25 protein-coding genes are annotated in these 25,398 nt (G+C 67.8%); 8 read left to right on the forward strand and 17 right to left on the reverse strand.

Translation table 11 applies throughout. The features are described from left to right. The first annotated feature begins 7 nt into the window (after window positions 1–7). Window positions 8–883 (forward strand): LysR family transcriptional regulator, encoded by an 876-nt coding sequence (locus AC07OD_RS07430; RefSeq protein WP_494595878.1) that lies wholly within the window; start codon window positions 8–10, stop codon window positions 881–883. A 69-nt stretch (window positions 884–952) separates the two neighbouring features. Here AC07OD_RS07430 and AC07OD_RS07435 read toward each other — a convergent pair whose 3' ends face one another. From AC07OD_RS07435 to AC07OD_RS07450, 4 genes are read right to left on the reverse strand one after another with little or no spacing between them, the layout of a single operon-like run. Further along, window positions 953–2,275 (reverse strand): MFS transporter, encoded by a 1,323-nt coding sequence (locus AC07OD_RS07435; RefSeq protein WP_494595880.1) that lies wholly within the window; start codon window positions 2,273–2,275, stop codon window positions 953–955. Window positions 2,276–2,329: 54 nt separating this feature from the next. After that, on the reverse strand, window positions 2,330–3,403 hold the full coding sequence (locus tag AC07OD_RS07440) for an MBL fold metallo-hydrolase (RefSeq protein ID WP_494595882.1): 1,074 nt from the start codon (window positions 3,401–3,403) through the stop codon (window positions 2,330–2,332). Between the two features lie 26 nt (window positions 3,404–3,429). After that, a complete protein-coding gene (locus AC07OD_RS07445) occupies window positions 3,430–4,215 on the reverse strand; it encodes an SDR family NAD(P)-dependent oxidoreductase (RefSeq protein ID WP_494595884.1) in 786 nt (261 codons plus the stop codon). Continuing rightward, window positions 4,212–4,751: an ester cyclase gene (locus AC07OD_RS07450; protein WP_494596048.1), complete on the reverse strand. Its 540-nt coding sequence runs from the start codon at window positions 4,749–4,751 to the stop codon at window positions 4,212–4,214. Before AC07OD_RS07450 ends, AC07OD_RS07445 begins: the two co-directional genes overlap by 4 nt. A 329-nt stretch (window positions 4,752–5,080) precedes the next feature. Here AC07OD_RS07450 and AC07OD_RS07455 point away from each other — a divergent pair, with 329 nt between their 5' ends. Further along, window positions 5,081–5,812 (forward strand): Crp/Fnr family transcriptional regulator, encoded by a 732-nt coding sequence (locus AC07OD_RS07455; protein ID WP_494595886.1) that lies wholly within the window; start codon window positions 5,081–5,083, stop codon window positions 5,810–5,812. Window positions 5,813–5,987: 175 nt separating this feature from the next. On the opposite strand, the gene AC07OD_RS07460 is transcribed toward AC07OD_RS07455, so the two are convergent. Next, window positions 5,988–7,619, reverse strand: coding sequence for a GAF and HD-GYP domain-containing protein (locus AC07OD_RS07460; protein ID WP_494595888.1), 1,632 nt, complete (start codon window positions 7,617–7,619; stop codon window positions 5,988–5,990). A gap of 92 nt (window positions 7,620–7,711) precedes the next feature. Here AC07OD_RS07460 and trhO point away from each other — a divergent pair, with 92 nt between their 5' ends. Next, the gene (gene trhO / locus AC07OD_RS07465; RefSeq protein WP_494595890.1) at window positions 7,712–8,716 is read left to right on the forward strand and encodes an oxygen-dependent tRNA uridine(34) hydroxylase TrhO; all 1,005 of its coding nucleotides are present in this window, start codon (window positions 7,712–7,714) and stop codon (window positions 8,714–8,716) included. Between the two features lie 53 nt (window positions 8,717–8,769). Next, window positions 8,770–9,390 (forward strand): glutathione S-transferase, encoded by a 621-nt coding sequence (locus AC07OD_RS07470; RefSeq protein ID WP_494596050.1) that lies wholly within the window; start codon window positions 8,770–8,772, stop codon window positions 9,388–9,390. An 80-nt stretch (window positions 9,391–9,470) separates the two neighbouring features. Here AC07OD_RS07470 and AC07OD_RS07475 read toward each other — a convergent pair whose 3' ends face one another. The 8 genes from AC07OD_RS07475 to AC07OD_RS07510 all read right to left on the reverse strand — a co-directional run bounded on the left by AC07OD_RS07475 (window position 9,471) and on the right by AC07OD_RS07510 (window position 16,559). Further along, the gene (locus tag AC07OD_RS07475; RefSeq protein WP_218294705.1) at window positions 9,471–9,998 is read right to left on the reverse strand and encodes a disulfide bond formation protein B; all 528 of its coding nucleotides are present in this window, start codon (window positions 9,996–9,998) and stop codon (window positions 9,471–9,473) included. A 142-nt stretch (window positions 9,999–10,140) separates the two neighbouring features. Further along, window positions 10,141–11,265 (reverse strand): sulfate/molybdate ABC transporter ATP-binding protein, encoded by a 1,125-nt coding sequence (locus AC07OD_RS07480; protein ID WP_218341063.1) that lies wholly within the window; start codon window positions 11,263–11,265, stop codon window positions 10,141–10,143. A gap of 12 nt (window positions 11,266–11,277) precedes the next feature. Further along, window positions 11,278–12,186, reverse strand: a complete 909-nt coding sequence (gene cysW, locus AC07OD_RS07485; protein ID WP_494595893.1) for a sulfate ABC transporter permease subunit CysW — start codon at window positions 12,184–12,186, stop codon at window positions 11,278–11,280. Next, window positions 12,183–13,034 (reverse strand): sulfate ABC transporter permease subunit CysT, encoded by an 852-nt coding sequence (gene cysT / locus AC07OD_RS07490; protein ID WP_218294703.1) that lies wholly within the window; start codon window positions 13,032–13,034, stop codon window positions 12,183–12,185. Before cysT ends, cysW begins: the two co-directional genes overlap by 4 nt. A gap of 157 nt (window positions 13,035–13,191) precedes the next feature. Beyond that, window positions 13,192–14,196 carry a sulfate ABC transporter substrate-binding protein gene (locus AC07OD_RS07495; RefSeq protein ID WP_494595895.1) on the reverse strand — a complete coding sequence of 335 codons (1,005 nt, stop codon included), beginning with the start codon at window positions 14,194–14,196 and terminating at the stop codon, window positions 13,192–13,194. 229 nt (window positions 14,197–14,425) lie between these two features. Continuing rightward, window positions 14,426–15,010: an RBBP9/YdeN family alpha/beta hydrolase gene (locus AC07OD_RS07500; protein WP_218294701.1), complete on the reverse strand. Its 585-nt coding sequence runs from the start codon at window positions 15,008–15,010 to the stop codon at window positions 14,426–14,428. Window positions 15,011–15,076: 66 nt separating this feature from the next. Next, window positions 15,077–15,718 carry a peroxiredoxin gene (locus AC07OD_RS07505; protein WP_218294700.1) on the reverse strand — a complete coding sequence of 214 codons (642 nt, stop codon included), beginning with the start codon at window positions 15,716–15,718 and terminating at the stop codon, window positions 15,077–15,079. Between the two features lie 112 nt (window positions 15,719–15,830). Next, complete coding sequence (locus AC07OD_RS07510; protein WP_494595898.1) at window positions 15,831–16,559, reverse strand: AAA family ATPase; 729 nt, start codon at window positions 16,557–16,559, stop codon at window positions 15,831–15,833. Between the two features lie 219 nt (window positions 16,560–16,778). On the opposite strand from AC07OD_RS07510, the gene AC07OD_RS07515 reads away from it, so the two are divergent. The 3 genes from AC07OD_RS07515 to AC07OD_RS07525 are packed head-to-tail and all read left to right on the forward strand — an operon-like array spanning window position 16,779 to window position 19,491. Continuing rightward, window positions 16,779–17,693 (forward strand): hypothetical protein, encoded by a 915-nt coding sequence (locus AC07OD_RS07515; protein ID WP_494595899.1) that lies wholly within the window; start codon window positions 16,779–16,781, stop codon window positions 17,691–17,693. Window positions 17,694–17,731: 38 nt separating this feature from the next. Further along, window positions 17,732–18,352 (forward strand): sigma-70 family RNA polymerase sigma factor, encoded by a 621-nt coding sequence (locus AC07OD_RS07520; RefSeq protein ID WP_494595901.1) that lies wholly within the window; start codon window positions 17,732–17,734, stop codon window positions 18,350–18,352. Next, window positions 18,349–19,491: an ankyrin repeat domain-containing protein gene (locus AC07OD_RS07525; RefSeq protein ID WP_494595903.1), complete on the forward strand. Its 1,143-nt coding sequence runs from the start codon at window positions 18,349–18,351 to the stop codon at window positions 19,489–19,491. Before AC07OD_RS07520 ends, AC07OD_RS07525 begins: the two co-directional genes overlap by 4 nt. Window positions 19,492–19,524: 33 nt before the next feature. Here AC07OD_RS07525 and AC07OD_RS07530 read toward each other — a convergent pair whose 3' ends face one another. Together AC07OD_RS07530 and AC07OD_RS07535 are read right to left on the reverse strand one after the other, a co-directional pair. Further along, window positions 19,525–20,394, reverse strand: coding sequence for an HDOD domain-containing protein (locus AC07OD_RS07530; RefSeq protein WP_494595905.1), 870 nt, complete (start codon window positions 20,392–20,394; stop codon window positions 19,525–19,527). A 170-nt stretch (window positions 20,395–20,564) separates the two neighbouring features. Continuing rightward, entirely contained in the window at window positions 20,565–21,512 is a 948-nt protein-coding gene (locus AC07OD_RS07535; protein ID WP_218294695.1) for a LysR family transcriptional regulator, read from the reverse strand. Window positions 21,513–21,773: 261 nt separating this feature from the next. Between AC07OD_RS07535 and AC07OD_RS07540 the strand changes: the two genes are divergently transcribed. After that, on the forward strand, window positions 21,774–22,418 hold the full coding sequence (locus tag AC07OD_RS07540) for an FMN-dependent NADH-azoreductase (protein ID WP_218294694.1): 645 nt from the start codon (window positions 21,774–21,776) through the stop codon (window positions 22,416–22,418). A gap of 168 nt (window positions 22,419–22,586) precedes the next feature. Here the strand turns inward: AC07OD_RS07540 and AC07OD_RS07545 are convergent, their stop codons facing one another. Both AC07OD_RS07545 and AC07OD_RS07550 read right to left on the reverse strand, forming a co-directional pair. Further along, entirely contained in the window at window positions 22,587–23,138 is a 552-nt protein-coding gene (locus AC07OD_RS07545; RefSeq protein ID WP_218294693.1) for an NADPH-dependent FMN reductase, read from the reverse strand. A 196-nt stretch (window positions 23,139–23,334) separates the two neighbouring features. After that, window positions 23,335–25,392, reverse strand: coding sequence for a family 2A encapsulin nanocompartment cargo protein cysteine desulfurase (locus AC07OD_RS07550; protein WP_494595908.1), 2,058 nt, complete (start codon window positions 25,390–25,392; stop codon window positions 23,335–23,337). Window positions 25,393–25,398 lie beyond the last annotated feature (6 nt).

The raw sequence follows: 25,398 nt of genomic DNA on the forward strand, positions 1-25,398 counted from the left end.
AAAACTTATGCATCTTCCGCTCAATGCCCTGCGCGCGTTCGAAGCCTCGGCGCGCCACCTGAACCTCACGCGGGCGGCCGAGGAACTGCACGTCACCCAGACCGCCGTGAGCCAGCACATCCGCAAGCTCGAAGACCGCCTGGGCAAGCCGCTGTTCCGCCGCCTGCCGCGCGGCCTGGCGTTGACGGACGAGGGGCAGGCGCTGCTGCCGGTGGTGGTGGAATCGTTCGCCAGCCTGGAGCGTGCGCTGGAAAAGCTGGGCGACACCCGCCCGCGCGAGGTGCTGACCGTGGGCGCCGTGGGCACCTTTGCCGTGGGCTGGCTGCTGCCCCGGCTGCGCGACTTCCAGCAAGCCTGCCCCTTTGTGGACCTGCGCCTGCTCACGCACAACAACCGGGTGGACATGGCGGGCGAAGGGCTGGACTGCGCGATCCGCTTTGGCGACGGCGCCTGGCACGGCACGCATGCCGAACGCATCATGGACGCGCCCATGTCCGTGATGTGTTCGCCCGCGCTGGCCCACGGCCTGCGCACGGCGGCCGACCTGGCACGGCAACCACTGCTGCGCAGCTACCGCACCGATGAATGGGCGGCGTGGTTCGAGGCCGCGGGCGCCCCCTGCCCCGTGGTGCGCGGCGCGGTGTTCGACTCGTCCCTCACCCTGGCGGAAGCAGCGGCACAGGGCGCGGGCATGGCGCTGCTGCCGGTGCGCATGTTCACACGCGAACTGCAGCAGGGCCGCCTGGTGCGGCCCTTTGTCCAAGAACTGCACCGGGGCGCCTACTGGCTCACGCGGCTGCAGTCGCGCCCGGCCACGGACGCCCTGCTGGCGTTCAGCGACTGGCTCCGGGCTCAGGCCCGCATGGCGGCGGAGGAAACATGAATGAAATTGGCTTCCAGCGCTTGTTCATAAAGCGCTAGCAGCTATCACGACAATAGCAGATGTATCCCGTCAGGCAACACGCCTGCGGGGCCCCACGGCCACCATCAGCGCCGCCGCCAGCACCAGCGCGCCGCTCAGGATGTACAGGCTCAGGCTGAAGCTCCCCGTGGCCGACTTGATGGCACCCACCATCACCGGCGCCACCACGCCCGCCGTGCCGCCCAGCGTGGTGATGAGCGCAATGCCCATCGCCGCGGCGTCCTTGGCCAGCAGGCTGGCGGGCACCGCCCACAGCACCGCGAAGGCGCTGGACACCCCCATGGCCGACAGCGACAGGCAGGCCACGGCCGCCCAGGGGCTGTGCATGAACAGGGTCGTCAGCGACAGCCCCACGGCCCCGAGCACCGCGCCCACGGCAAAGTGCCAGCGCCGCTCCTGGGTGCGATCCGAATGCCGCGCCACCACCAGCGTGGCAGCGATGCCCAGCGCCGCCGGGACCACCGAGTAGAACCCGATCTGCAGCACCGACAGCCCCATGGACTGCAGCAGGGTGGGCTGCCAGAACGACATGGCGTAGATGCCCAGGATCACCAGGAACGAGATGAACCCCAGCAGCCACACCTGCGGGTTGCGCAATGCGCTGCCAAAGGACTGCGGCGCGCCGCCACCGATGGCTTGCTCCTGCGCCAGATCGCGCCGCACCTGGGCTTTTTCTTGCGATGTGAGCCAGCCAGCCTCCTCGGGGCGGTTGTCGAGCCAGCGATAGGCCAGCACGCCCAGCAACACGCACGGCAAGCCCTCCACCACGAAGAGCCACTGCCAGCCGCGCAGGGACAGGGCGCCGTCCAGGTACGTCATGGTCAGCCCCGCCAGCGGGCCCGCCACGATGGGTGCCGCTCCGTAGGCCATGAAGAACAGCGCCGTGGCCCGCGCACGCTGCTGCGCCGGGAACCACAGCGTGAGGTAGAACAGCACGCCCGGCGCAAAGCCTGCCTCGAAAACCCCCACCAGGAACCGCAGCACATAGAACTGCGTGGGCGTGGTGACGAACAAGGTGGCCGCCGATGCCAGACCCCACAGCGCCATGATGCGCAGCAGCGTGGCCCGCATGCCCACGCGCGCCAGCATCACATTGCTGGGGATCTCGAACAGTGCGTAGCCGATGAAGAACACCCCGGCCCCGAGGCCGAAGACCGCATCGCCGAAGCCCAGGTCGGCCTTCATCTGCAGCTGCGCGTAGCCGATGTTGGTGCGGTCCAGGTAGTTGAAGATGTAGCAGACGAACAGCAGCGGTATGAGCCGCCAGCTGATCTTGCGGTAGAGCGCGTGGGTGCTGGTGTCCTCGGTGGCAGCGGATGCCGCCGCAGCCGCGCCATAGGTGGCCGTGTTCATGGGTTGTCTCCTGGGTTTGTTCTTGTCGCGTGGTGCACCTGCAGTGCGCTGGCGTCACACGCGCTGCAGCTGTCCCGATTCGGTGGTGCCCCAGAGGTGGCCCGTGGGCGCGCCCGGAAAGAGCCAGTGCGGCGAACATTCGCTCGACGGCACCACGTTGCTGAAGCCGTGCGACGCCGAGGTGCCCGCGATGGTCTTCTCCAGCACCATCGAGAGGTACTGGTCGTTGCTGTTTTCCTGCGTGTTGCCGTTCAGGATCACCTCGGCCCCGGTCGCCTTGGCGAAGCGGCGGATGGCGTTGTGGCGCGAGACCTCGGGCGCCCAGCTGTCGGCCGAGACGCCGTTTTCACTGCTCACGCGCAGGCCGTCCGGCACGCGGTAGACCAGCGAATGGTTGCCCTCGGTGTGCCCCGGCGTGTGCACCAGCGCCACGCCCCGGCCCAGCTGCACGCTGCCGTCGAATGGCACGATGCGGTCGCTGGCCACGCCGCGCAGGCCATCGGGGCAGTACCAGTCGGCCTGGGTGGGCAAGAGGCCCGCCACGCTCGCCAGCTCCTGCCGATGCACCAGCAGGCGCGCGTTGGGCAGCAGGCCAGGCCCGCCGTCCGTGCCCAGCCAGCGCCGCAGGTTCTGCGTGTGCAGGTGGTCGTAGGTGATGTAGTCGATCCGCTCGGGCGCCACGCCCACGCTGGCCAGGGCATCCAGCACGGTGCCGTGGATGGGCGCGATGGTGCCGTGCAGGAAGGCCGGTGTCTGCTCGCTCAGGCGGCGGAAGTACGGCGTGTCGCGCCCCGTCTCGTGGTCTGCCGGCGTGAACAGCAGGTGGCGCAGCTGCCCCCCGAAGTCCTCGAACTGGATGAGCACCGTGCGCGCCAGCAGATGCACCATGTGCGGCTTGAGCAGCTGCTGCGAATACACGCCGCTGAACGCATACCAGGCCGGATAGGGAATGCGCAGCAGGTCGAAGCTGCGGGCATAGCGCACGGCCGGCTCGTCGAGGAACCACTCGCGGAACTGCGCGCCGCTGCGGCGCAGCGCACGCAGGCGGTCCTGTGGCGACGGCGCGCTGCGGGCGCCGTCGAAGTCCGTGACCGCCGCCAGGGTGGAAGGGGCGTTGTCTCTTTTCATGGAGTTCTCCTGGAGAAATGGGCAGATCAGTAGAGCGAACGCCCGCCCGAGATGTCGAACACCGCACCGGTGCTGAACGAGCAGTCGGCCGAGGCCAGCCAGGCCGCCATCGCGGCCACTTCATCGGGCAGCACGAAGCGGCCCATGGGCACGCGCGCGAGCAGGTTCTGGCGCAGCGCGGCCTGGTGTTCGGCCGGTACGGCATCGAACACCGCCGTGTCGGCCGCCGAGGGCGTGATGGCATTGACCAGGATGCCCGGCCCCGCCAGCTCCTTGCCCAGCGACTTGGTGAGTGCGATGAGCCCGGCCTTGGACGCGGAGTACGCCGCGTTCAGGCCGTTGCCCTCCTTGCCCGCCACCGACGCGATGTTGACGATGCGCCGCCCCAGGCCGGGCGGCTGCTCACCTGCCAGGCCCCGCAGCATGCGCGGCACCACGGCCCGGCAGCACAGAAAGGCGCCCGTGAGGTTCACCTCCACCACCTGGCGCCACTGCGCCGGGGTGTGTTCCCACAACGGGGCCAGCGGCCCCAGCACCCCGGCGTTGTTCACCAGCACGGTGATGGGCCCGAGCGCCGCCTCGCTGGCCTGCGCGGCCGACTCGACATCGGCCTCCTGGGCCACATCCACCCGGGCCGTGTGGATGCGGCCGGCGGCATCCAGCGCGGCACGGGCGGCCTGGAGCGCACGGGCGTCGCGGTCCCACAGGGACACACGGGCGCCATCGGCCAGGAAGCGCCGGGCAATGGCCAGGCCGATGCCCTGGGCACCCCCCGTGATGACGGCATGGTGCCCCGCCAGCCCGGCGCTCATGCGGCCGCCGCGGCGGCGGGTTCGGCCTGGCGCGGGGCGGCCGCAGGCGCGCTGGTGGGCCCGGCCGCCAGCAGCGAACCCACAATGGCCGGTAGCTGCGCGGGCGGCACGCCGGCCAGCAACTGGCGCAGCATGGTCATCGAGTCGAAGTACACGCGCTCGCAGACCAGGCGCTCGCCCTCGAAGATGAAGAGCGCAATCATGCGGCAGCGGAAGCTGTTGCCCGTGGGCGGCAGGTTGCCCAGCGGGCCCCGGTGGGTGCCCAGCAGCCAGAACTCCACAATCACCGCGTCGTCGGTGTGGCGCAGCTGGATGATCTCGTGCCGCTGGTCCGGGAAGGCCTTGCGCGAGGCCAGGTAATAGGCACGCACCGCATCGTTGCCGTCGTGCACCTCACCGGTGGGAATCAGTTCGTAGTGCGGGTGCGGAAAGGTGTCCAGCACCGCGTCGAAGTCCTGGCGGGTCTCGTCGGCAAAATGGTCCAGCACGGTTTTCTCGCGCAGGGCCTGCAGGGCGGTGCGTGGGGTGGTGGGCATGCCGGAGGTGGAGGAGGTGGAGGAGGTGGAGGTGGAGGTGGAGGGGGTGGAGGGGGTGGAGGTCATCGCGGATCGTCTTTCAGATGGAGGGTTCGGGTCAGGGCGCTGCGCTTGTTTTCTTGCGCCCTGCGCTGCTCAGCCACCGACTATCCGCAGCCGGCGTTGTGCAGACTGTCCGTTGTTGGCAATTGCGGCCCCGGACAAACCCGCACAGGCCTTCCACCCGGGCGCCGCATGCGGTACACCGTGCCACCCGCCCCGCCCGCCTCCTTCCTGCTCGCGCTCCACCTGTACGCACACGCACGCGCCCTACCGCCCGCCATCGCCCCATGCCCCCCCTGCGCACGCCCCCGCCCCGCTCCCCCACCGTGTCCCCCGACACACCCCATGCGCTGACCGCGCCCGACGCCGCCGACCGCCTGCGCCTGCCGGACGATGTGCAGCATCAACTGCTGCGGGTGGCGCACCACAAGCAGCTGCAGCGCGGCGATTCGCTGTTCCTCAAGGGCTCGGCGCCCGATGCGCTGTTCGGCGTGGTCAGCGGCTCGCTGCGCGTGAGCGTGGTAGCCCCGGGCGGGCGCGAGGCGGTGATCGCCGTGCTGGAGCCCGGCCACTGGTTTGGCGAGGTCTCCCTATTCGTGGGCCGTGAGCGCGTGTACGACACCTGCGCGGCCGATACCACCGAGATCGCCGTGGTCTATGCCGACGACTTCCACCACCTGGTGAACACGCAGCCCCAGGTGCACATGGCGTTTACCAGGCTGGTGTGCATGCGGCTGCGCCAGGCGCTGGCGTGGATCGATGACGCCATCCTGCAGCCGCTGCCCGTGCGGCTGGCGCACCGGCTGCTGACGCTGGACGCGCGGCCCGAGGCTTCGGACGGGGCGACCACGCTGGCGGTGTCGCAGGAAGACCTGGCCTTCATGCTGGGGGTGTCACGGCAGAGCGTGAACCGGCAGTTGAAGCTGTGGGAGGACGAGGGAATCCTGCGGGTGGGGTACCGGGTGGTGGAGGTGATGGATCGGGGAAAGCTGGAGGGGTGTGTGCGGGATGGGGGGTGATTTGATCAAAATGGGCCGTGTGCGCTTATATAGAAAGCGCCAGCCGCTATTGTTTTTATAGTAATTACTGCTTCTGATCGAAGGGCGGAGGCCGGGGTGTGCGCCCGGCCCCCGCCCCCAACACAAGCACAGCACAACAACAGCACAAGCTATCAACAGCAGCTAGCAACCCCAGCTACACAAACCCCAATGCCCCCACATCCACCCCGTCCACCTGCCCCGCATCCAGAAACTCCTGCCCATACCGCAGATACACCCCCTCGCGCACGAACACCTCGAACAGGTCTGGGTCGATGTGCCCGTTGTCCCGCATCCGGCACATGATGGCCAGCGCCTCTGACAAAGTCATCCCGCTCTTGTACGGCCGGTCCGCCGCCGTCAGGGCCTCGAAGATATCGGCAATGCCCATCATGCGGGCCTGCAGCGACATCTGCTCGCGCGTGAGGCCACGCGGGTAGCCTTTGCCATCCATGCGTTCGTGGTGGCCGCCCGCGTACTCGGGCACGTTCTTCAGGTGCCGGGGCCAGGGCAGCGTCTCCAGCATCTTGATGGTGGCGACGATGTGGTAATTGATGGTGTCGCGCTCCGCCTGGTTCAGCGTGCCCGCGCGGATGGTGAGGTTCTCCACCTCCTCGGCCGTCAAGAAGCTCGTCTGCACGCCCTGCGGGTTGCGCCAGTGGCGCATGGCGGCGATGTCGCGCACGCGCTGCTGGTCCTCGGGCCGCATGGCCTCGGTGCCGGTGTTGCAGCGGCGCAGGAAGTCGCGGTCTTCTTCCAGCGCCTGGATCTCGTGCTGCAGGGCCTGCAGCTCCTGGCCCTCGGCCCGCGCATCCACCACGGGGCGCAGCGCCAGCTGGCGGCGCAGCGCGGCCAGTTCCGCATCGCGCTTGAGCACCTCGAAGCGCGTGTCTACCAGGCCGATGCGGTCGTAGATCGTCTGCAGCTTGGTGGCCTTGTCCACCACGTGCACGGGCGTGGTGATCTTGCCGCAGTCGTGCAGCAGGCCGGCCATCTTGAGCTCGTAGCGGTCGCGCTCGCTCATGCGAAAGCTCGCCAGCGGCCCCTGCCGTGTGGCGTTGACCGCATCGGCCAGCATCAGCGTGAGGGCCGGCACGCGCTGGCAGTGGCCGCCGGTGTAGGGCGATTTTTCGTCGATGGCCAGGTTGATGAGGTTCACGAACGACTCGAACAGGCGTTCGAGCTGCGAGATGAGCAGCCGGTTCGTGAGCGCGATCGCGGCCTGCGAGGCCAGCGACTCGGCCAGGCCCTGGTCGGCCTCGGAAAAGGTCGTGACCGCGCCCGTCTCCGGGTCGCGGGGGTTGATGAGCTGCAGCACGCCGATGAGCTCATGGTCGTGGTTCTTCATCGGCACGGTGAGGAACGACTGCGAGTGATAGCCCGTGCGCGCATCGAAGGCGCGCGTGCCCGAGAAGTCGAAGCCCTGGGCACTGTAGGCATCGGCGATGTTCACGGTGCGGTCGTGGATGGCGGCGTGCGCCGCCACGAGCGAATCATTGGGCGAGCCATCGGCGTTGCGCAGCGGCAGGTGCGGAAAATCGATGGGCTTGCCCGTGGTGCCGCCCAGGCGGATGCCCAGCGAATCCGTGCGCAGGATCTCGAACTTGAGCGCCGACTGGTCCTCGGTCACGCTGTAGAGCGTGCCGCCATCGGCGCCGGTGATGGCCTTGGCCGCCTCCAGGATGTTCTCCAGCAGCCGGTCGATGTCCCGCTCGCGCGAGAGCGCGGCGCCGATGCCGTTGAGCTGCTCCAGCCGGCGAAACAGGTTGACTGTGGATTCCTTGCCCATAAAACCACCTTGGGTGCAGCGTTGGCGACCGCTCATCGTAACGAAAAGTGACGGCTATCATCGACCTTCTGTTTCCCGCTTTCCCATTTCTTGTGCACTCGGTCACACCCCGCTTTCTCACCGTCGCCCTCTACCAGTTTGTCGATCTGCCCGACTGCGCCGCGCTGCGCGCGCCGCTGCAGGCCCTGTGCGACGAGCGCGGCGTGCGCGGCATGCTGCTGCTGGCGCCCGAGGGCATCAACGGCACCATCGCGGGCGAGCCAGCCGATGTGCTGGCCGTGCTGGCCTGGCTGCGCAGCGACCCGCGCTTTGCAGCACTGCAGCACAAGGAGGCGCACGCGCAGCGCATGCCGTTCTACCGCATGCGCGTGCGGCTCAAGCGCGAGATCGTCACCCTGGGCGTACCGGGCCTGAACCCGGCCCGCAACGCTGGCACCTATGTGAAGCCCGAGGACTGGAACGCGCTCATCGACGACCCCGGCGTGGTGGTGGTGGACACACGCAACGACTACGAGGTGGGCATCGGCACGTTCGAGCGCGCCGTCAACCCGCACACCAGGAGCTTTGCGGAGTTTCCGGCCTGGGTGGCCGCGCAATCGGGGCCCGGCGGCGTGCTGGCGGGCAAACCCCGCGTGGCCATGTTCTGCACGGGCGGCATCCGCTGCGAAAAATCCACCGCGTTCCTCAAATCGCAGGGGTTCGAGGAGGTCTTCCACCTCGAAGGCGGCATCCTCAAGTACCTGGAGACCGTGCCCGAGGAAACCAGCCGCTGGCATGGGGACTGTTTTGTGTTCGACGAGCGCGTGTCGGTGGGCCACGGCCTGGTGCCCGGGCACCACCAGCTGTGCCGCTCGTGCCGCATGCCCCTGGGCGAGGCGGAGCTGCAGTCGCCGCACTACGTGGCGGGCGTGAGCTGTCCCTATTGCCACGGCACCCGCACGCCCAAGCAGGAGGGCGCCCTGGCCGAGCGCGAGCGGCAGATGCAGCTGGCCGCCCGGCGCGGCCAGGAACACATCGGCGCGCGCCAGCCCGGCACGCCAGTGCGCGTGCACGGCGGAGCCCCGGAAGGCGCCCCCCAAAAGGACGACACCGCGTGAGCACCGCCACCGCCCTGCCCGTTCTGTATTCGTTCCGCCGCTGTCCCTATGCGATGCGCGCCCGGCTGGCCCTGGCCGTGAGCGGCCAGGCCTGCGAACTGCGCGAGGTGGTGCTCAAGAACAAGCCCCGGGGCCTGCTGCAGGCCTCGCCCAAGGGCACCGTGCCGGTGCTCGTCCTGCCTGATGGCCGCGTGCTGGAGCAGAGCCTGGACATCATGCTGTGGGCGCTGCAGCAGCACGACCCCCAAGGCTGGCTCGCGCCCGCCGGGGGCACGGTGCCAGAGATGCTGGCGCTGATTGCCGAATGCGACGGCCCCTTCAAGCAGGCCCTGGACCGCTGCAAGTACCCCAGCCGCCACCCGGGTGCGGACATCGAGGCCGAACGCGCGGCGGCCACCGCCTGGCTGGGCACGCTGGATGCGCGCCTGTGCGCCCAGCCCCACCTGTTCGGCGCCCATGCAGCGCTGGCCGACATGGCGATCGCCCCGTTCGTGCGCCAGTTCGCGGGCATCGACATGGGCTGGTGGGCGGCCCAGCCCTGGCCGCATTTACAGGCCTGGCTGGCTGATTGGCAGTCATCACCACTGCTGGCCAGCGTGATGCCCAAACTGCCGGCGTGGATGGATGGCACGGAGGGTGTGGCGTTTCCGTTTGCCGAAGCAGATTTCGCCTGAGCCGGGGCGGGCCCACGCGGTCTAGCCACAAAAAAGGCGCCCCGAGGGGCGCCTTTGCCTTGAAACGAAGCCTGGAAAACTCAGGCCATGGACAGCCCGCCGCCACGGCGGCCACCGCGCATGCCGCGCACCAGCAGCGCCAGCAGCACCACCGCGAAACCCACGAAGCAGACAAACGACCAGTTGGCGATCGAGCCCCCCAGGAAAGTCCAGTCCACCGCCGCGCAGTCGCCCGAGCCCCGGAAGATCATGGGAATGGCGCGGCTGATGGGGTAGTTCTCGATCATTCCGTAGAAGTCGCGGCCGCAGGTGGCGACCTCGGGCGGGTACCACTGCAGCCAGCTCTGGCGGGCCGCCACGAAGGCGCCGAAGCCCGAGGCCACCAGGGCCAGCACACCCCAGCCCATCCACCAGCCTTTAGCGTCCCTGGCGCTTGCCAGACCTGCGAAGATTGCTACACCAATGAGAGCATAACGCTGCACGATGCACATGGGGCAAGGCTCCAGGCCCACCACATGCTGCAGGTACATGCCGAAGGCGAGCATCGCCACACACGCCACGCTGATCAGCGCCAGCACACGGCGCGGGGCCGCAGTCAACCAGTTCATTTCTTATCCCTCATCAATAGCCGTTGCAAACGGTGCCGCCGGTAAAACGGGCGTGCCCCGCACCAGTGCACCCGTGGATCTGGCCCCGCCAGTCCACCGGGTACGTCCGCCCAGGGGGAAGACGCGCAGCGGCTCGGGGGAATCAGATCCCGGCGGCGTGGTCCAGAAAAACACGGGCGCGGCGCGGCGTCACCACCAGCGTTTCGCCCTCCTTGAACCCCATCTCCTTGAACTGCTGCGCAGGTATCTGCGCTTCGATCAAGTGTTCCGGGGACGCATTGTCCGCTGGTTTGTGATCCTGGGATGGAATAAGTTCCAGGCGCGCGATCGGGCCCACCACGATGGCACGGCTCAGCTGCGCCACGATGCCGCGCGGGCGGCCCTGGGCGTCGAGCCCGGCGCCCGGGGAGTAGCGCTCCACATCCAGGTCGTGGGGGCGCACATAGGCAAAAGCCTTGGCGTTCTGCGCGCCCTGGTGCTCGGGCGAGTCGATCTGCATGCCCTCCAGGTGCACCAGGCCCTCGTGCGCCCGGCCGTGGAACAGGTTCACGTCGCCCAGGAAGCCGTAGACGAAGGGGCTCGCGGGCTGGTCCCACACCTGCTGGGGCGAGCCGCTTTGCTCGATGCGGCCCTGGTTGATCACGACCACGCGGTCGGCCACCTCCAGTGCCTCTTCCTGGTCGTGCGTGACGAAGATGCTGGTCACGTGCAGCTCGTCGTGCAGGCGGCGCAGCCAGCGGCGCAGTTCCTTGCGCACCTTGGCGTCCAGCGCGCCGAAGGGCTCGTCCAGCAGCAGCACCTTGGGCTCCACCGCCAGGGCGCGGGCCAGCGCGATGCGCTGGCGCTGGCCGCCCGAGAGCTGCGAGGGGTAGCGGTCGGCCAGCCAGTCGAGCTGCACGAGCTTGAGCAGGTCGGTCACCTTCTGCTTGATCTGCGCCTCGCTCGGGCGCTCGCCACGGGGCTTCACGCGCAGGCCGAAGGCCACGTTCTCGAACACGGTCATGTGGCGGAACAGCGCGTAGTGCTGGAACACGAAGCCCACGTTGCGCTCGCGCACGTGCACGTCGGTGGTGTCCTCGCCGCTGAAGTGGATGGTGCCGACGTCGGCCGTCTCCAGTCCCGCGATGATGCGCAAGAGCGTGGTCTTGCCGCAGCCCGAGGGGCCGAGCAGCGCGATGAGTTCGCCCGATGCGATGTCCAGGCTCACGTCGCGCAGCGCCTGGAAGTCGCCGAACTGCTTGCTGACGTTACGGATTTCAATGCTCATGGTCTTCTTCCTTCAGCGGGCGGCTGACGCGGGTGCGGGCCGCTCGGGGGGCAACTCGGCGGCGGCTTTCAAGGCCTGCTCGTTGCGGTGTTCGGCAATGGTCTTGATGACCAGCGTGACCAGGGCCAGCAAGGCCAGCAGCGATGCAGCGGCGAACGCGGCCACGGACTGGTACTCGTTGTAGAGAATTTCGACGTGCAGCGGAATGGTGTTGGTCTGCCCACGGATGTGGCCGGACACTACCGACACCGCGCCGAACTCGCCCATGGCCCGCGCATTGCACAGGATCACGCCGTACAGCAGGCCCCACTTGATGTTGGGCAGGGTCACGTACCAGAAGGTCTGCCAGCCGGTGGCGCCCAGCACGATGGCGGCCTGCTCCTCGTCGTTGCCCTGCGCCTGCATCAGCGGGATCAGCTCACGCGCGATGAACGGGAAGGTCACAAAGACCGTGGCCAGCACGATGCCCGGCACGGCAAAGATGATCTTGATGTCGTGCGCCTGCAGCCAGGGGCCAAACCAGCCCTGCGCGCCGAACATCAGCACGTAGATCAGGCCCGCCACCACGGGCGATACCGAAAACGGCAGGTCCACCAGCGTCGTCAGGAACGCCTTGCCCTTGAACTCGTACTTGGCAATGCACCAGGCGGCCGCCACGCCAAACACGAGGTTCAGCGGCACGGCGATGAGTGCAGTGATCAGCGTGAGCTTGATGGCCGACCAGGCATCGGGTTCACGCAGGCCTTCCAGGTACGCGCCAAAGCCCTTGCGCAGCGCCTCGGCAAACACGGCGGCCAGCGGCAGCACCAGGAACAGCAGCATGAAGATCAGCGCGACGGTGATCAGCGTGTAGCGGACCCAGGGCGCTTCAGTCGTGCCCGCCTGTGCGCGGCGGATAGTCCGGGAGTTGTTGCCGCTCATGCTGGAGCCCCCGCGTGGCGTCGCTGCCAGGCCTGTAGTGCGTTGATGATGAGCAGCAGGATGAACGAGATGACCAGCATGACCACGGCCACGGCGGTGGCGCCGGCGTAGTCGTACTGCTCGAGCTTGCCGATGATGATCAGCGGCGTGATTTCAGACACCATGGGCATGTTGCCGGCGATGAAGATCACCGAGCCGTACTCCCCCACCGCCCGCGCGAACGCCATGGCAAAGCCGGTGAGCAGCGCTGGAGTGATGGAAGGCAAGATGACCTTGGTGAAGGTTTGAAGCCGCGTGGCGCCCAGGCAGGTGGCGGCTTCTTCCAGCTCCTTTTCGGCGTCTTCCAGCACGGGCTGCACGGTGCGCACCACGAACGGCAGGCCGATGAAGATGAGCGCGATCACGATGCCCGCGGGCTTGAACGCGAGCTGAATGCCCAGGGGTTCCAGGATGCTGCCGACCCAGCCGTTGCCGGCCAGCAAGGCGGTCAGCGAGATGCCGGCCACCGCCGTGGGCAGGGCGAACGGCAGGTCCACCAGTGCATCGACGATCTTCTTGCCCGGAAACTTGTAGCGCACCAGCACCCAGGCAATCAGCAGGCCGAACACCAGGTTGACCAGCGCCGCGAGGAACGAGGCCCCAAAGGTCAGCCGGTACGAGGCCATCACGCGCGGCGCGCTGATGGCCGCCCAGAACTGCTCCCAGGTGAGCGTGAAGGTCTTGAAGATCAATGCCGACAGCGGGATCAGCACGATGATGCTCAGATAGAAAAGCGTGTAGCCCAGGGTCAGCCCAAAGCCGGGCAATACCCTCCTAGCGCTTCTTGGTGCGCTTTTTTTACCGTTCATATGTTGTTATCCATTGCGCATCGTCGGTAGGAACCGGCGCGACCCAAGCCAGCAGACGCCGCGCAAGGGCCGCCCCGCGGCGCTGGGGTCGTCCCCCTTCCCGGCGATAGCCGAGAGAAGGGGGAAGCCGCACAGCGGCTCAGGGGGTTGTCCACTACTACTTGGCGCCGGGCGTGTAGAGTTTGTCGAACTGGCCGCCGTCGTTGAAGTGCACCTTCTGCGCTTCGGTCAGCGAACCGAAGTACTTGGCCACCGTGAACTGCTTGAGCGGCTTGAAGGTATCGGCGTACTTCTTGAGCACCGTTTCAGAACGCGGGCGGATCGCGTGCTTGGCGGCGATTTCCTGGGCTTCCTCGGAGTACAGGTAGTCCAGGTACGCCTTGGCCAGCTGGGCGGTGCCCTTCTTGGCCACGGTGCGCTCCACCACGGCCACGGGGTTCTCGGCCACTACGCTCACCGACGGGTAGATCGCATCGACCTTGCCGGCGCCGAATTCGCGGTCGATGGAGACCACTTCGGATTCGAAGGTGATCAGCACGTCGCCCTGGTTGCGCTGCAGGAAGGTGGCGGTGGCATCGCGGCCACCCTTGGCCAGGATGGGCACGTTCTTGTAGAGCTTGCCCACGAATTCGGCGGCCTGCGCCTCGGTGCCGCCCTTTTCGCGCACGGCGCCCCAGGCGGCCAGGTAGGCATAGCGGCCGTTGCCGCCGGTCTTGGGGTTCACCACGATCACCTGCACGCCGGGCTTGATCAGGTCTTCCCAGTCCTTGATGCCCTTGGGGTTGCCGTTGCGCACCAGGAACAGCATGGTCGAGGTGGTGGGCGATGCGTCGTGCGGGAATTTCTTGGCCCAGTCCTTGGCGACCACGCCGCTGTCGGCGAGGAACTGCACGTCGGTCGTCGTATTCATGGTCACCACGTCGGCCGCCAGGCCGTCGTTCACGGCGCGCGCCTGGGCGCTGGAGCCGGCGTGCGACTGGTCGATCTTCACGTCCTGGCCGGTGGTCTTCTTGTAGTGGGCAGCGAAGGCGGCGTTGTAGTCCTTGTAGAACTCTCGGGCCACGTCGTACGACACGTTGAGCAGCGAATTCTGTGCAGCGGCCATGCCGCTGGCAGCCAGGGCCACGGTGGCCAGAAGGGTCTTGAGTTTCAAAGAGGTCATGGTGCCTTCGCCCGAAAAGTACTGGAGATGCTCCATTGTGCGGAGCGGTGCTTAAAACTCAAAAGAATATATTCTTGTTAAATAATCAGCTATTGGAATATAGATTTTCAATGGCGGGCCGGCCGGTGATTGCCAGCGGGCCTGGCAAGCGTCCTGGCGACGGATTTCAAGAAAAAATGGCCCGCAGCGCTTGATGATCAAGCGCAGAAAGCTATTAAAAATATAGCAATCAGAATGCCGCCGACGTGGCGTGTGGATGGGCGGCGGATGGCGGCAGGGCGCCGTGTTCGCCCTCCAGCGACTGCAGCAGCGCCCAGCCCAGGGGCCACTCTCCATGGCCGGACTCGATGTTGATGTGCCCGGCGTTCTGCATGCGCACGAACTCGCTGCCCCAGGCACGGGCATAGGCGCCCGCCAGGCGAATGGGGCAATACGGATCGTTGCTGCTGGCCACCACGATGCTGCGGTACGGCAGCGCGGCATAGGGCACCGGCGCGAAGTCGCTCAGCACGGCCCGGCGCTCGGGGTCGGCCGGGGCCACCAGCAGCGCGCCGCACACGCGGGCAGCCGCTTCGGGGCCGATGTGGGCCGTGGCGATGCAGCCCAGGCTGTGCGCCACGATCACCACCGGGCCGGGCGCCGCGAGCACGGTCTTTTCAAGCTGGCCCACCCAGGCAGACCGCGTGGGCGTGATCCAGTCGTCCTGCACCACGCGGCGGGCGTGCGGGATGCGCTCGGCCCACAGGCTTTGCCAGTGGCCGGGACCGGAGTCGCGCCAGCCGGGAACGATGATGATGGAGGTGGAGGTGCTCACGGAAATCAGAGGGCCCGCCACAGCCTCGCGCCGCGGCCCTGCCCTGTTGTGTCTTGCTTCTTCTGCTTACTTGTTGGGCTGGGGCGTGATGCGCAGGTAGGGGCGCACCGCCTTGAAGCCCTTGGGAAAGCGCAGCGCGATCTCGGCCGGGTCCTGCAGGCTGGGCACGATGATCACGTCGTCGCCGTCCCTCCAATTGGCGGGAGTGGCCACCTTGTGGCTGTCGGTGAGTTGCAGCGAGTCGATCACGCGCAGGATCTCGTCGAAATTGCGCCCCGTGCTGGCGGGGTAGGTGAAGGTGGTGCGGATGACCTTCTTGGGATCGATGATGAACACACTGCGCACCGTGACCGTGGTCGATGCGTTGGGGTGGATCATGTCGTAGAGGTCTGCCACCTTCTTGTCCGCATCGGCCAGGATGGGGAAGTTGACGGTGGTGTTCTGCGTGTCGTTGATGTCGCCCACCCAGCGGTTGTGCGAATCGACAGGGTCCACGCTCACGGCGATGGGCTTGACGTTGCGCTTTGCAAATTCGCCGCCCAGGGCAGCCGTTTTGCCCAGTTCGGTGGTGCAGACGGGCGTGAAATCGGCGGGGTGCGAGAACAGCACGACCCACGAATCACCGGCCCATTCGTGGAAACGGATGGTGCCGGCGGTGGATTCCTGGGTGAAGTCGGGGGCGGTGTCGCCGAGTCGCAAGGTGGCCATGTGGAACGCTCCTTCAATGTCTGAGGGAGCATTCTCCGATCGGTCCTTTAAAACCCAAACGAATATATTGCTCTTACTTAATCGCCAAAACGTCTATAAACGGAGCAATCCGTCACCCTTCCAATAGGCGTTTCAGCCGATCCGGGAAGTTGTTGAGGAAATCGTGCGTCACCACGTAGTGCTCGGTCTCCTCGAAAGCGACTTCGGTCAAACCGCCACCGTCGAACTGGATGATCTTGGCGTTCGGGTAAGACAGCAGGATGGGCGAGTGCGTAGCGATGATGAACTGCGACTTGTCCTCTACCAACTGGTGGATGGCCGACAGCGCAGCGAGTTGCCGATTGGGGGACAGCGCGGATTCGGGTTCGTCCAGTAGGTACAGCCCCTTGCCCTGGAATTTGTGCGTGAGCAGGGCCATGAACGCTTCGCCATGCGAGCGGGCATGGAGCGATTTGCCGCCATAGGAGTCCAGATAGCCCACCTCGTCCATGTAGGTGGCCACGTTGAAGAAGCTCTCGGCCCGCAGAAAGTAGCCATCGCGCGGTGAGCGGTAGCTGCGCGCCAGCCGCAGCACCTCATGCAGGGACGATTCCGAACCGGCCGTGGCTAACTGGAAATTGCGGGTGCCACCCTCGGGGCTGTAGCCCAGGGCCAGGGCGATGCCCTCCAGCAGCGTCGATTTTCCAGAGCCGTTTTCGCCCACGAAGAACGTCACGTCCGGGTGAAACTCCAGCCTGCCCAACTCGCGGATGGCGGGGATGCTGTACGGGTAGGTGTCGTAGTCGATCTCCGCATCTGGGCGGATGCAGGCGCTCTGGAGGTAGGGTTTGGCAGACAGCATGTCGCCATGCTAACGGGCGGCAAGGCTCTGAGGGCGATCGCCTAAGCGGCTCTGGCGGCGGTTTATCCGGTGGCACGGCAGGTATCGACCCTCAATCCCGCGGCAGCGCCGAATCCGGAGGTAATAGAAAAATATTTCCCATTATTTTTCTGTTCTTCAACCCCATTCCCCCGCCCCGTTCGTTTCACCCAGCACCAACAACACTTTGATGGAGCTGCCATGACACCCGGTTCATTCACCCTTCCCGCACTCACCGCGCTGGCCGCCTTGCTGGCAGTGGCCAGCCTGCCGGCCCAGGCCATTGGCCGCCTGGCCGATGTCACCATCGTGGACCGCGACACGGGCACCACGCTGCCGGTGCACTACGCCAAGGGCGAATACTGGGTGGCTGGCCGCCCTGGCGCGCGCTACGCCATCACGGTGCGCAACCGCTCGGGTGAACGGGTGCTGGCCGTGCCCTCGGTGGATGGCGTCAATGTGCTCAGCGGTGAAACCGCCGCCTGGGACCAGCGCGGCTATGTGTTTTCGCCCTACGAGCGCTACCAGATCACCGGCTGGCGCAAGAGCGACAGCCAGGTCGCGGCCTTCGAGTTCTCCAGCATTGCCAACTCCTACGCCAGCCGCACGGGCCGCCCGGCCCACGTGGGCGTGATCGGTGTCGCGCTGTTCCGCGAACAGGCGCCCGTGCCCTCGCCCGCCGTCACCCCCGAGCCCTACAGCCAGAGCCAGCGCCGCGACAACAGCGGCGGCAACGGCAACAGCCTGGGACGCCTGCGCGAGGAGCCTGTCCCCCATCTGCCCTCGCCATCGGCAGCACCCGCGGCTGCGGCACCCGCCCCCTCCTCGGAAGCCGAGTCTTCCGCACGGTCGATGGCTGCGGACAGTGTGGCCAAGGCGGCGCCCATGCCGTCTCCCAAGCTGGGAACGGCCCATGGCCAGCGCGAGACCTCGGTCGTCTCGCACACCACCTTCACGCGCCTGCAGGACCAGCCCAATGAAGTGATCAGCATCCGGTATGACAGCCGCGAAAACCTGGTCGCCAGCGGCGTGATCCGCGAGCCACTGGCCCGGCCGCATGTGCCCCGCGCATTTCCGCAGTCGGACAACCTGTCGTATGTGCCCGACCCGAGGTAGGCCTTGAGGGCTTCCGCTCTGCAGAGGCCCGCCGGTGCATGAGGGCCTCGCATAATGCGCGGGTGCCGACCGCCCCCTCCCCCGCCCCCACGGACGAAACCGACGAGATGCTCATGCTGCGTTATGCCGGGGGAGACATGGGCGCATTCGACGCGCTGTATGGCCGGCACGAACTGGCGGTGTGGCGGTTCGTGTTTCGCAGCGTCAAGGTCCAGGCCGTGGCCGACGACCTGCTGCAGGATGTCTGGTTTGCCGTGGCGCGCCATGCCGGCAGCTACGAGGTGAAGGCGAAATTCCGCACCTGGCTGTTCACCCTGGCGCACAACCGGCTGGTCGACCACCTGCGCACCGCCAAGCACCACGCCAGCCTGGACGCGAGCGACGACGATGACGCGCGCAGCCTGGCGGACACGCTGGTGGCCGACTCCGGCTTCGGGCCGGTACGGCAGTTGCAGTCCCGCGAGCAGGCGGCGGCGCTGATCGCCGCCGTGGAGCAACTGCCCCTCGAACAGCGGGAGGCCTTTCTGCTGCAGGCCGAAGGTGACCTCAGCGTGCAGGAGATTGCACAGGCCACGGGCGTGAATTTTGAAACCGCCAAGAGCCGCCTGCGTTATGCGCGGGCCAGCCTTCGCCAGCACCTCAAGGAGTTTGCAGCATGAGCGCGCCAGACGACGAACTGGTCCGGCGATACCGCGAAGCCAGCGCGCAGGAAGATGCCCGCCCCGGCGCGCAGGTGCGCGATGCTGTGCGCGCGCATGCGCAGATGCTGGCGGCAGCAGCCGCCACGGCCCCATCACCCACGGCAGCCCCACCCACCCGTGCCGCCGCCAACCAGTCGCGCTGGAAGATCTCGGCCCTGGCCACCGTGGCCGTGGTGGGGCTGACTGGCTTGCTGATGCTGCAATTCGAGCGCGGGACGCCCGAAGAAAAAGAAGTCGCCTATGGCCAGCGCCGGGCCGAAGCGCCAGCCCCCGCCGCATTGCCAGCTCCCGCACCTGCACCTTCCACGGCCCCAGCGGCAGAAACAAGCTCAGCGGCGCCATCGGCCGCTGCGGGTTTGCCAGACCGTGCCCGCGACACGGCGATCCCACCGGCCAGGTCCACGGCACAAAAACCAGCCTCTGCGGCGCCAGGCCAGGCCAGGCCACTGGCCAAGACTGTACCGGCACCGGCCCCCGCAATCGCGGCCCCCGAGGCCGAGTCCTCACCGGGCCACAACGCAGCCGGGGCCGTTTCAGGCTTTCCCGCATCGCCGCCCATGACGGCCGAGAAGGCCATCACGCCCCGTCCCGCACCGCCCCCCGCGCCCTCCGCTGCGCCAGCCCCCCGCGCTGAAATGCGCGAGCGCTCCGCGGCGCAAGATGGTGCCGCTTCGAGGGAAGTGGTGCCACAGCCCCAGGCCATGCCATCCGCTGCGGCACCTGCCGCCGCTGCTGCGGCCCGCAGCCTACAAGGGGGCAACGCTGCGAACGGCAAACTTGCTGCCACCGCACCCAGCGCCGATGCGGGTTCCAGCGTCTTGTTGTCGCAGCAGTTGTGGGAAGCCGCCCGTACAGGCGACCCCCTCCAGGTGGAAAGCCTCGTTCGCCAGGGCGCGCCCATCGACGCCCGCGACAGCGCTGGCCGGACGGCACTAATGCTCGCGGCCATCCACGGCCAGGCCACCGCCGTCCAGAAACTCCTGGCCCTGGGCGCCAACCGAACCCTGGTGGACCGCGAAGGCCTGAACGCGGCGCAGCAAGCCCGGCAACGGGGACATGCGCGCATTGCGGACCTGATCGAGGCTGAACAACGCTAGCCGCGGAACCTCCAGCGCAGGGAGTGTCCAGGCTCAGAACCGCACGGCCTCGAAAGCCGGGTGCAGCGCGTCGATCCAGTGGTCCAGCTCATCCTGCGTCACATGCAGATGCTGCATGCAGGCCTGGCCATGCTGCAGCCATTCGCGCGTGGGGGCCAGGCTGTCGTGGTGGTTCACCAGGTACTCGGCCAGCAGGCCCAGCGCCACGAGGTACCGCACCGTGGGGTTGAAGCGCTCATCGCCCAGGCACGCAAAGTCGTGGTGCAGCCAGATGGCCTGCGCCACATCCCCCGGCAGGTGCCAGGTGCGGGCCACGATGGCGCCCATCACCGCGTGGTCGGTGCGGTGGCTGGCGTTTTCGGTCTGGGTGAAGGTGCGGTCCTTGCGGGCCAGGGCCTCGGTCACGGTGCCGGCATAACCCCGCACGGCCTTCACCAGCACGGGCATGCCCACATGGCAGAACAGCCCGAAGCTGTAGCCCAGGCCCGGGTCAAAGCTGTAGAGCTGGTGGCCGATGTGCTCGCACGCGATGGCGCGGCGCTGCGAGCTTTCCCAGAAATGCTCCAGCAGCGGAGACCGCACCTGCAGGGCATTGCGCGTGATGAAGGCCGACAGCAGCTCCACCGCCGGCTGCAGGCCCAGCACCGTGAGCGCCATGCCCACGGTCTGAACCGGCTGGGCCAGGCCATACAGCGGGCTGTTGGCCAGCCGCATCACGGCCGCGGCCAGGGCCACGTCCGAGGAGGCCAGTTGCTCCAGGGCGGCAGAGTCCAGCTCGGGCGCGACCACGATCTGCTGCAGGCGCAGCAGCGACTCGGGGCACGGCGGGACCACGATGGCCCGCACCGCAGGGTGCACGCGGGCTTGCCGGATATCTTGATCGATGGGGTGTGGAGCGGTCACGAAGAATCACCGGGCCGCCCCGGTACGGTACACACAGGGGTTGCCCGCACAGTTGCAATTCGTTGCATTGTGGCGCCAAAAGGCGGGGCACAGGCGCGGCACGGGTGGGGCACCGTCTTTTCCACGGCCGGCGATGCCGCACGCCGGGCGCGCCGCGCCGCAGCCACGGCTCAGATATCCGCCCCGTCCACCCCCATCAGGGCCTGGCGGGTGCTCAGGCTGCTGCGTCCGGGCATGGCCTCGCCCAGGTAGTCCAGAAAACGCCGCACCGCCGGGGACAGGCCCCGGCGCGATGGAAACACCGCATGCACGATGGCGGGCAGGGGAGCCCAGTCCGGCAGCACCCGCACCAGCCGGCGCGCCCGTATTTCCTCGGAGCACATGTAGTCCGGCATCCAGCAGATGCCGGTGCCCGCCATCGCCGCGATCTTGAGGGTCAGCAGGTCATCGGCCACGTAGCGGGGGGCGTGGTGCACCACCTGGTGCACACCGCCGGGCCCGATGAGGTTCCAGGTGGACCGGCCATCGGGCGCCGACATGGCGATGCTGTCGAGCCGCCCCAGGTCCTCCAGTGTCTCGGGGGTGCCCTGGCGGATCAGCAGGTCCGGGCTGGCCACCAGGATCTGGGTTGCATGGTCAAGGCGCTTGACGACCATGCTGCCGCTGTCCTCCACCGAGGGCCGCACGCGCAGCGCCACGTCGATGCCTTCCTCCACCAGGTTCACGGCGCGGTTGCTCACCAGCATCTCCACCCGCACCTCGGGGTAGGTGGAAAGAAACTGCGGCATCAGCTCGGCCAGCACGGTCTGCGCCAGCGTCACCGGACAGCTCACGCGGATGGTGCCCCGCGGTGCCGTCTGCACCTGGGCCACGGTGTCGGCAGCCGCCTGGGCGGATTCCCGCATGGCCTGGCAATGGCGCAGATAGGCTTCTCCCACCTCGGTGAGCGAGAGCTTGCGCGTGGTGCGCTGCAACAGCCGCACGCCCAGCTGCGTTTCCAGATCCGACACGCGCCGAGAGAGGCGCGACTTGGGGATCCCCAGCGCCCGCCCGGCGGCGGCGAAGCCGCCCCGCTCCACCACTTCGGCGAAATACAGCATGTCGTTGAGGTCTTGCATGGTGAGAGCGTGTTGTGAGCGTGTTGTGCACGTTGACGTGCCCGCGAAAGCCGGGACCACAAGGCCTGTGCCCGCGCCCAGCGATCACCGGCATGGAGATCCCACGGTAAGGCAAGGCGCATCAGACGCCCTGATCGTTCTATGGATAGAACAATCTATCGCAAGTTCACTACCTTATCAACATTTTGATGCATCCCCACAATTCATCCCATGGCCACACGCCGTGGTCCCACCGCTGACACACCCCCAAGGAGTTCTCTCATGCAACTGCTTCACATCGATTCCGCCATCACCGGCGAACAATCCGTCTCCCGCGAACTCACCGCCCGCATCGTGGGCGCATGGCAGGCCAGCCACCCCGGCACCAGCGTGCAGTACCTCGACCTCGCCGCCCAGGCTCCTTCGCACCTGTCATCCGACTCCCTGGGCTTTCGCACCGGCCAGGCCGCGGCGACGGAACTCCAGCGCCAGGAAAACGCCGTGTCCGAAGCGCTGGTGAGCCAGTTCCTGGCCGCCGACGTGATCGTGGTCGGCGCTCCGCTGTACAACTTCTCGATACCCAGCCAGCTCAAGGCCTGGATCGACCGCATCGCGCAGACGGGCCGCACCTTCAAGTACACCGACAAGGGCCCCGTGGGCCTGGCCGGGGGCAAGACGGTGATCGTGGCGTCCAGCCGCGGCGGCGTGTATTCCACCAGCGAAGGCGGCCAGGCCCTGGAGCACCAGGAAAGCTACCTGAAGGTCGTGTTCGGTTTCTTCGGCATCACCGACGTGCGCTTCGTGCGCGCCGAAGGCGTGGGCATGGGCCCGGACGCCAAGGCAGCGGCCCTGGCCAATGCCGACCGTGACCTGCAGGCCCACACCACCGTCGCGGCCAACCAGGCCCGGGTGGCACAGGCAGCCTGAGCGGCATCCGCAGCCGGGGTGGACCGCCGCCAGCCGGCTGCACCGCAACTGCTGCCGCCGGCGGCCCCCCGCATCAGGGCAGCCGTGATCGCAGACCCTCTGAGCTTCTTCGAGCGGCATCTGCGCCCCTGCGCGCGCTGACGCCAAAGGTGCAGATGGCGCGGCCGCTCAGGCCGCGTGCGCCTTCACCCAGGCCACGTATTTGTCCACCCAGCCTTGCAGGAACTTCCTGCTGCCTTCGCCCACGTTGCCATCGGCATCGAAAAGACCATCCTTGGCATGGATGAATGCTTCGGGCTGGCCCAGGGTGGGCATGTCAAGGTAGGCCAGCACGTTGCGCAGGTGCTGCTGCGACAGGGCCGTGCCGATGGCCCCCACCGACGCGCCGATCACGCCCGCGGGCTTGCCCGCCCATGCACTTTGGCCATAGGGCCGCGACGCATGGTCGATGGCGTTCTTGAGCACGCCGGGGATGGACCGGTTGTACTCCGCCGTCACGAAAAGCACGCCCTGCGCGGCCTGGATCTCGCGCTTGAGGCGCAACACTGGCGCGGCCTGCTGGCCATCGTCGTCCTGGTTGTACAAAGGCAGGTCGTCAATGCGCAACTGCGTGAACTGGAAATCCGCCGGTGCCAGCCGCGCGATGGCGGTGGCCAGCTGGCGATTGAAGGAATCCTTGCGGAGGCTGCCGACGATGACGGCGATCTGGACATTGCTCATGAAAACTCCTTGTGAATGGACGACAACGGAGAAAAAAAGCACCGCATGGCATCGACCGGAACGTACCGGGCCATGCTGTACACAGCGCTTGCCATGATAGCCACAGCCCCGCGAAAACGCAGGGCGGCGGGCCCGGCGCAATTGCTGCATTTTGTATAGCGTATTGCGCCGCCATGAAGGCCCGCCCGGTCGGCCGCTAGCCCGCGCGCCGCTGCCCGGCCAGGCGCTGCACCACGGCCACCAGGCGGTCGATCTCGTCGAAGGTGTTGTAGAACGCCAGCGAAGGCCGCACCGTGGTCTCCACGCCGAAGCGGCGCAGGATGGGCTGGGCACAGTGGTGGCCGGTGCGCACGGCGATGCCCTCCTCGTTGAGCGCCTTGCCCACCTCTTCCGTGGTGTAGCCCGCGAGCACGAAGGACATCACGCTGGCCTTGTCGTCGGCCGTGCCGATGAGCCGCACGCCGCGGATCGCACCCAGGTGGCGCATGCCGTAGACCAGCAGTTCGTGCTCGTAGCGCGCAATGTTCTCGATGCCCACCCGGTTCACGTAGTCGATGGCGGCGCCCAGGCCCACGGCGTCGGCGATGTTGCCGGTGCCGGCCTCGAACTTGTTCGGGATGGGCTGGAACACCGTCTTCTCGAAGGTCACGTCGGCAATCATGTTGCCGCCGCCTTGCCAGGGCGGCATGTCTTCGAGCACCGCACGCTTGCCCCAGACCACGCCGATGCCAGTGGGTCCGAAGACCTTGTGGCCCGAGAACACGAAGAAGTCGGCCCCCAGGTCCTGCACGTCCACCCGCATGTGCGAGACCGACTGCGCGCCGTCGACCAGGGTCGTGGCGCCCGCCCGCCTGGCCAGGGCCACGATCTCCTTGACCGGCACCACGGTGCCCAGGGCATTGGAGACCTGGGTGACGGCGACGATCCTGGTGCGGTCGTTGAGCAGCTTCTGGTATTCGTCGAGCAGCACCTGGCCCGAGTCGTCCACCGGGATCACGCGCAGGCGCGCTCCCTTGGCGGCGGCCAGCTGCTGCCAGGGCACGATGTTGGCATGGTGCTCAAGGTGGCTGACGATGATCTCGTCGCCCTCGCCCACATGCTGCGCGCCCCAGCTCCTGGCCACCAGGTTGATGGCCTCGGTGGTGCCGCGCACGAAGATCACCTCGTTCACGTCGGGCGCATTGATGAAGCGCTGCACGCGCTGGCGTGCGCCCTCGTAGGCGTCCGTGGCACGGGCGGCCAGTTCATGCGCCGCACGGTGGATGTTGGAGTTCTCGTGCGCGTAGAAGTGGCTGATGCGGTCGATGACCGACTGCGGCTTGTGCGCGGTGGCCGCATTGTCGAACCAGACGAGCTGGCGGCCATTCACGCGCTCCTGCAGCACCGGGAAGTCGCGGCGCACCGCATGCACGTCGAACGCGGGGTGGGCGCTGCGGTCGGCCTGCGGGACGCTGCCGGCAGCCGGAGCACGGCCGGGCGTGGTGTAGCCGCCGGGCAGCACCACGGCGTCGGCGAAGTAGAAACGCGGCTCGGCCGATGGCACCGTGCTGGGCACGCCGGTGCCGGCCGTGGGCGAGCCCACGCGCGGCACTTCGGGTGCGGCAAAAGGCAGGCGCGCCAGGGCATCGAGCCCGCCGGGAACGGCGCCATGCCCGTCGGGCGGTGCCACCTGCGGTGCGCGGTCGGCCGCCAGCGGGTGGCCATGGCGCTCACCGAGAAAGTAGTACGGCGATGCTGTCGATGGGACGGGTGGTGCGGAAGGCTGCGCCGCCTCGGGCACCCCCAGCACGCCGCTGCCAAAGCGCGGCTCGTAGGCCGGCAAGGTGCTGATCACCGAGTCGGGTACGCCGTTGCCAGCCACCGCATGAGGCAGCAGGGCCGGCGCACGGTGCGCCAGCGAGGCCAGCGGCGTGGGCGAGGCCGGCACCAGGTTGGCACCCGGCACCAGCCCTTGCGGGATGGGGGTGCCGGGCACGCCGGGGCCAAAGCCCGCCGGGCTGACCAGCGGCGAGCCGGCCGGTGCGATGTTGACGGGCGCCTGCACGCCAGGCGGCCAGGGCGTGCCCTGCCCCGCACCAGGCAGCGAGCCCGGTGGCGTGGAGGGCCGGCCTGCGGCCGGCCCGGCAAAGCGTGGCTCTTCGCCAGGCCGGGCCGCGAACAGGGCCGTCGCCAGCCCGGCCAGCAGCGCCGGGTCGATCGGCGGCTGCAGCGTGGCGGGCACGCTGGCAGGAAGGGAGGATGGAGTGGTCACCACGCGGCC

This window comes from Acidovorax sp. GW821-FHT10E03, from assembly GCF_059415205.1.

Coding starts and splice junctions, on each gene's coding strand:
- AC07OD_RS07535 (WP_218294695.1), bottom strand. CDS start 21,512: ATGCAAGACCTCAACGACATGCTGTATTTCGCCGAAGTGGTGGAGCGG.
- AC07OD_RS07450 (WP_494596048.1), bottom strand. CDS start 4,751: ATGCCCACCACCCCACGCACCGCCCTGCAGGCCCTGCGCGAGAAAACC.
- AC07OD_RS07505 (WP_218294700.1), bottom strand. CDS start 15,718: ATGGCCACCTTGCGACTCGGCGACACCGCCCCCGACTTCACCCAGGAA.
- AC07OD_RS07540 (WP_218294694.1), top strand. CDS start 21,774: ATGCAACTGCTTCACATCGATTCCGCCATCACCGGCGAACAATCCGTC.
- AC07OD_RS07430 (WP_494595878.1), top strand. CDS start 8: ATGCATCTTCCGCTCAATGCCCTGCGCGCGTTCGAAGCCTCGGCGCGC.
- AC07OD_RS07460 (WP_494595888.1), bottom strand. CDS start 7,619: ATGGGCAAGGAATCCACAGTCAACCTGTTTCGCCGGCTGGAGCAGCTC.
- cysW (WP_494595893.1), bottom strand. CDS start 12,186: ATGAGCGGCAACAACTCCCGGACTATCCGCCGCGCACAGGCGGGCACG.
- AC07OD_RS07515 (WP_494595899.1), top strand. CDS start 16,779: ATGACACCCGGTTCATTCACCCTTCCCGCACTCACCGCGCTGGCCGCC.
- cysT (WP_218294703.1), bottom strand. CDS start 13,034: ATGAACGGTAAAAAAAGCGCACCAAGAAGCGCTAGGAGGGTATTGCCC.
- AC07OD_RS07455 (WP_494595886.1), top strand. CDS start 5,081: ATGCCCCCCCTGCGCACGCCCCCGCCCCGCTCCCCCACCGTGTCCCCC.
- AC07OD_RS07475 (WP_218294705.1), bottom strand. CDS start 9,998: ATGAACTGGTTGACTGCGGCCCCGCGCCGTGTGCTGGCGCTGATCAGC.
- AC07OD_RS07480 (WP_218341063.1), bottom strand. CDS start 11,265: ATGAGCATTGAAATCCGTAACGTCAGCAAGCAGTTCGGCGACTTCCAG.
- AC07OD_RS07470 (WP_494596050.1), top strand. CDS start 8,770: ATGCGCGCCCGGCTGGCCCTGGCCGTGAGCGGCCAGGCCTGCGAACTG.
- AC07OD_RS07435 (WP_494595880.1), bottom strand. CDS start 2,275: ATGAACACGGCCACCTATGGCGCGGCTGCGGCGGCATCCGCTGCCACC.
- AC07OD_RS07520 (WP_494595901.1), top strand. CDS start 17,732: ATGAGGGCCTCGCATAATGCGCGGGTGCCGACCGCCCCCTCCCCCGCC.
- AC07OD_RS07545 (WP_218294693.1), bottom strand. CDS start 23,138: ATGAGCAATGTCCAGATCGCCGTCATCGTCGGCAGCCTCCGCAAGGAT.
- AC07OD_RS07525 (WP_494595903.1), top strand. CDS start 18,349: ATGAGCGCGCCAGACGACGAACTGGTCCGGCGATACCGCGAAGCCAGC.
- AC07OD_RS07445 (WP_494595884.1), bottom strand. CDS start 4,215: ATGAGCGCCGGGCTGGCGGGGCACCATGCCGTCATCACGGGGGGTGCC.
- AC07OD_RS07510 (WP_494595898.1), bottom strand. CDS start 16,559: ATGCTGTCTGCCAAACCCTACCTCCAGAGCGCCTGCATCCGCCCAGAT.
- AC07OD_RS07440 (WP_494595882.1), bottom strand. CDS start 3,403: ATGAAAAGAGACAACGCCCCTTCCACCCTGGCGGCGGTCACGGACTTC.
- AC07OD_RS07495 (WP_494595895.1), bottom strand. CDS start 14,196: ATGACCTCTTTGAAACTCAAGACCCTTCTGGCCACCGTGGCCCTGGCT.